Here is a 4,869-nt window from a genome sequence, read left to right on the forward strand (position 1 = left end):
TGGGTGAGGCCATGCGCGCCGTAAAAGCAGCTTCAGATGGCGATGTGGGTGCTGAATGCAGCATCAACCATTGGTGAGATGACGTTTGGGTTGGGAAATATTATTAGTAATGGTTTGATTTTGGCATTTTATGAATGGCGACGGAAAGCCGAACTTTCTGCCGATCGAGCCGCACTCCTCGTGATGGAAAATCCGCGCACTGTAATGACAACCATGATGAAAATATCTGGAGGTAGTGCAAAATTCATCAATGAATGCAGTCTCGATGAATTTATCAAACAGTCGGAAAATTATCGAAATTTGGATACAGATGGACTGAATCAAATCTATAAAGCTTTGATGTATTCGGGAGCTAATGGGATGTTGAGTCACCCATTTCCTGTCGAACGAATTCATTATATCCAAGAGTGGGCAAATTCCACCGATTATCAAGATATTCGCAAGGGCAATTATGCACGGGTTAGCGTCGAAACATCTACTACGACTGCACCCGCGACTAGTGAAGCCGAGCGATTGAAACGAGAGATCGAGGAACTCCAACGGGAAATCGATCGACAAAAATCGCGAAATAAATAGACAATATAGCCCCGAATTCTGGAGAAGTCGGGGCTATATTATCGAGCGTTTACAAAAACTGTTGAAGCCTGTCTACCAGCCGATCGGCCTGAAGGACTCCTTCGATCCGATCAACAGGCGCACCATCTTTAAATACTACCAAAGTTGGTAATGCTTGAATGCGATGGTCGGAGGCGATTTGAGGATAGCGATCGGTATCGATCTTGATAATCCTTATTTGACCATTTAGTTGCACGTTGACACGTTCCAAGATATCTGCCATCATCTTACATGGGCCGCACCAAGTAGCGTAGAAGTCCACCAAAACTGGTAGATCGCTATTGGCGATCGCATCTTCAAAGCTGGTAAATTGTTGTTTGACTGCCATGAGCTTATCCTGAAACGGAATTACGGTAACTCGATTCTAGACAGTTTTGGCTCGATCGGACAGAGATCGATAAAAAACGATAACACTCTCTCATAATTTTAGAGTGAGTAGCGAATAGTGGCTAGTGGATAGTGAATTGCAAGTAAAATACCAACAGTCTTTAACCCGGTTCCCACCAGCCGTCAGGAATTAGGATACCACCCGATCGACGAACCAGATCGGGATTCATAAAATAAGTCCACGCCGAGATAGTTGAAGTTCGATTCTCCAAAGGAGAGATTACACCAACGGCAGATAGATATGCCACGATCGATTCGCGGTTATAATCATTCTCTGCGGGATTTCGGCGCGGATCGAAGTCTTCGAGTGCGTCTAAGGCGGGTAAAATTGTCTGGCTATCGAAAGAGAGGACAAATCCGTGTACGTGGCTGTTACCATGAATTATGCCGGGATAACCCAATCTTGGTAAGTCGTATAATTCCCCATAGATATAAGCACGCCTAGTCGCAATTACTCGATCTCCACAATAGCGATTGAAATTCACCCCTCCAGGCTTGAGCGTACCATAGACAAAAACATGTAGTTCCATTACTACCATCCATTTTTATGACTCGATCGAGTATAACCGCTCGACACAATTTCGATCCCAACTCTTCACGCAACTAATGACGACAATTAACTCAAGAAGCCAGTCAATGCAAATCCCCAAATTACTCGCCGATCATCTGCGGTGGATGGTGGTGCTGGCGCAATTGAGAGAAGTAGACGGCAAGGAACATCGCTATTGTGTCAAGCAGTTAGTCGCTGATTTGCAATTGGGTAATTTATTTGCAAAACCGACTGGTGAAATCGAACGAGAACCTGTTGTCGGATTGAGTAAAAAAGCCTGGGAAATCTGGTTTTGTGGTAAGTCGGTAGATAAAGGCGAAAGTCCGCTCAATTCGATCTATCAGTGTCGGAGTTTTTATGGTTTGGATGCGCCCAATAATCTTTTACAACGGTTGAATAAACTATTAGATATGGCGATCGATCGACATAAAACGATCGAACCAGAAGCTAGGCGTGGCAAGAAGGATAGTAAGTACGATCGGTATCTAGAACAGTGGGGAGATTATGCGATCGAATTAGTCGCACTTAATGGTGGTTGGGAAAGTTTTAGTAATAAAATAAGTCTATCTGAAATTAAAGATCTATGGGTGGGCATTCAACCGCCGCGAGTAGATTTTACTGGTGCAGATCGCGGTTCGTTAATTCAAAGAATTATCTATCTCGATACCGATCGATATATTCAAGTTGTCACGACGGCAATTGGTTCTTTGTATCCATTATGGTTTTTTAAATCGCAAGCGCGAAAAGAATTACTCGATCGCATTGCCAGTCAAGATCGGGAAATGAGAAAAGCTTTACCTAAGCGCGATTTATATATCGATATCAATACTCAAATCGGACAAATGGCAGGTTTACCTTATCCCTTTGGCGTTGCCGACGATTTTTTAGCTTATTGTTGGGATGTAGGAATAGAGAAGGTTAGTAATTATTTGGGTGAGTCTGCATGGTGTCCGATCGCCATTCAATCGATCGCCAGAGAATTGCAAAATGAATACTGGAGTCCACCGTTATTATTTACTATGTGGGGCGATGAATTCCCGCTACCCGATGACGATAAACACAACTATTCGATTCCATTTATTACCCTGACTCAAGGTGGTAATCGGTTTGGTGAATTGTATAAAAAAATGGCGATCGAATCAAAGCCATTAACAGATTTAAGAATCGGCATCGAACCGCATACTTATGGTGAAAAAATTCTCGATCGACTGGAAATACAGCGGGTAAAGATCTCAGAAGTATGTCACTATAATCGCACTCAAATTCTCACATCCCAGTTAGATGCCGATTTAATTGCTAGTTATTTTCCCGTCAGCCTATCATTACAATCGGATGCTAATTATCATCAACTTAATATCGCCGACTTATATCGAGAATGGGGCACCGTTGGCGATGCTTTTAACTATACTTCCCCACAATTAGTTTTAGCTGGCGGACTATTTTTAGCCAGACAGGCAAAAGCTACCGATTTAATTATCGATCTCGGTATTTATTTACATACAGTCGAGCTATTAATTCGCAATCTCCGCCCTGAATGGGACTCGATCGAGCGTTATTTTTCGCAATTGGCTAGTAATGACCTAATGACCAAACAAGCCGCAGCCCAATCAATTAGAGAGGCTTGTCAGATCGTTGCCAAAAAAAGTAAATTAGTCAAAGGTACAGATGTGGTGAGTGCAAATGCGATTGCTGAAACTTTGAGTCAAATCGCGATCGAAATGCTCACAGCTTTAATACCCGTAGATACAGATCGACATCAAGCATGTGCAGAACAAATTGACGATTGGGGTTGGGCAAAGTTATTAGAATCGGTACAGTCTACATCGATATATATTGCCTGTGAATTATTTGCTGGATAAATTGACATAGTACTTTATAGTAATATGCAGTAAGTTATTCGTTCGGAAGGGGGGCGCGGGGGAAAATTGCAATTCACAACTAAAAGATGGTTATGGATTAATTTTTGTGTTGCGAATTTCTCGCCACAATCGATCGTATTGCTCCTTACTTTTGGATGATAATGGATAAATAAATTCACTATTATCTAAAATACTTTTAGATGGCAAAACTAACGTTCTATTTTGCAGATCGGGCGAAATTTCATTAGCAGCAAGACTAGTCAGTAATGGAGCTGTTGCATTGGTAAAGATCGAAATTTGCTCGCTGGTTTTGGTTTGCAAACAATAGTCGAGCCACTGTCGATTTAACGTAGCTCGATTATTGTTATTGGCAGCTAGACGTTCTGCTGGTGTGAGTTTGCTAGATAGTGCTGGCTGTACCCACAAATCGGCGAATATTGCCGTACCTGAAGTAGGGACGATCGCGCCAAGATCGGGATTCTTTTGCAACAGATCGATCGCGTCTGACGACCAACCTACCGCCACCCAAGTATCGCCCATGACTAGCGGTTGTAAATAATTATCAGCACTATAAAACTTGACTTGCTGATGGAGTTTTGCTAGTTTTAAATTGAGGTCGTTTGCCTGACTGAGATCGGGTAAATTATATGAATACCCCAGTTTTTTCAAAGTCAAACCAATGACTTCTCGCGATCGATCTAAAACTGAAATCCTTTGTCTGAGCTGAGGATTCCAGAGATCTTCCCAATCCTTGGGAATGGGAATATTCGCCTCTGTCAATCGATCGCGACGATAGATAATTACCGTCGTTCCCCAGCGATAGGGAACGCCCCAAATTTGCCCGTTAGCACTATTATTACCGAGATCGTCTCGTTGGGGCAATTTTCGCCAGCGGGATTCTAATTTACCCCAATTCTGGAGATCTTTTACTGCGATCGGTTGAATGATTTTTTCCTGAATTGCCGTTGGCAACCAAGCATCGCCAATACTTACCAAGTTGGGAATATATTCAGCAGATTTAGCTGGCGGTACTAGTGGTACTTTTAATCCTTTGGCTTCTGCTTTACCAGTTTTATACCATTCTTGAAGCTGAACGATCGTCTCTTTAAATTGACTTTCACCAACTAATTCTACTTTGACATCGGCAGGTTGAATCGATTTACTAAACTCGCCCAATAATTGAGATGGCAGCGAACTTTTGAGAGCTAACAATCTTAAAATAGACCGATCTTGACTTTGACAACTAGTTAAGCCACTTCCTAGAGCCAGACTACCCAGGGTGACTAGAAAGGAGCGACGTTGCATAGTTGGGGAAATGGGGGGACGGGGAAATGGGGGGACGGGGGGACGGGGGGACGGGGAGACGGGGAGACGGGGAGATATTTCCTTCACCCTTTACCCTTTATCCTTTACCCCTAAAGCCTAAAGCCTAAAACCTAAAACCTAAAACCTAACTTA

General features: G+C 42.9%; 4 protein-coding genes and 1 pseudogene. 2 read left to right on the forward strand and 3 right to left on the reverse strand.

Annotation, left to right across the window (positions count from 1 at the left end; all coding sequences use genetic code 11):
• Positions 1-30: 30 nt before the first annotated feature.
• Positions 31-576, forward strand: a pseudogene (locus tag RMO79_RS22870) (M48 family metalloprotease); the annotation flags it as partial.
• A gap of 49 nt (positions 577-625) precedes the next feature.
• On the opposite strand, the gene trxA reads toward RMO79_RS22870, so the two are convergent.
• Positions 626-943: a thioredoxin gene (trxA, locus tag RMO79_RS22875; protein WP_310485570.1), complete on the reverse strand. Its 318-nt coding sequence runs from the start codon at positions 941-943 to the stop codon at positions 626-628.
• Between the two features lie 160 nt (positions 944-1,103).
• Entirely contained in the window at positions 1,104-1,532 is a 429-nt protein-coding gene (locus tag RMO79_RS22880; RefSeq protein ID WP_310485571.1) for a gamma-glutamylcyclotransferase, read from the reverse strand.
• A 106-nt stretch (positions 1,533-1,638) separates the two neighbouring features.
• Here RMO79_RS22880 and RMO79_RS22885 point away from each other — a divergent pair, with 106 nt between their 5' ends.
• Positions 1,639-3,411 (forward strand): hypothetical protein, encoded by a 1,773-nt coding sequence (locus tag RMO79_RS22885; protein WP_310485572.1) that lies wholly within the window; start codon positions 1,639-1,641, stop codon positions 3,409-3,411.
• 90 nt (positions 3,412-3,501) lie between these two features.
• Here the strand turns inward: RMO79_RS22885 and RMO79_RS22890 are convergent, their stop codons facing one another.
• Positions 3,502-4,716 carry an extracellular solute-binding protein gene (locus tag RMO79_RS22890; protein WP_310485573.1) on the reverse strand — a complete coding sequence of 405 codons (1,215 nt, stop codon included), beginning with the start codon at positions 4,714-4,716 and terminating at the stop codon, positions 3,502-3,504.
• Between the last annotated feature and the right edge of the window lie 153 nt (positions 4,717-4,869).

It is taken from the genome of Chamaesiphon sp. VAR_48_metabat_403, from assembly GCF_031422475.1.
Classification (GTDB): Bacteria; Cyanobacteriota; Cyanobacteriia; order Cyanobacteriales; family Chamaesiphonaceae; genus Chamaesiphon.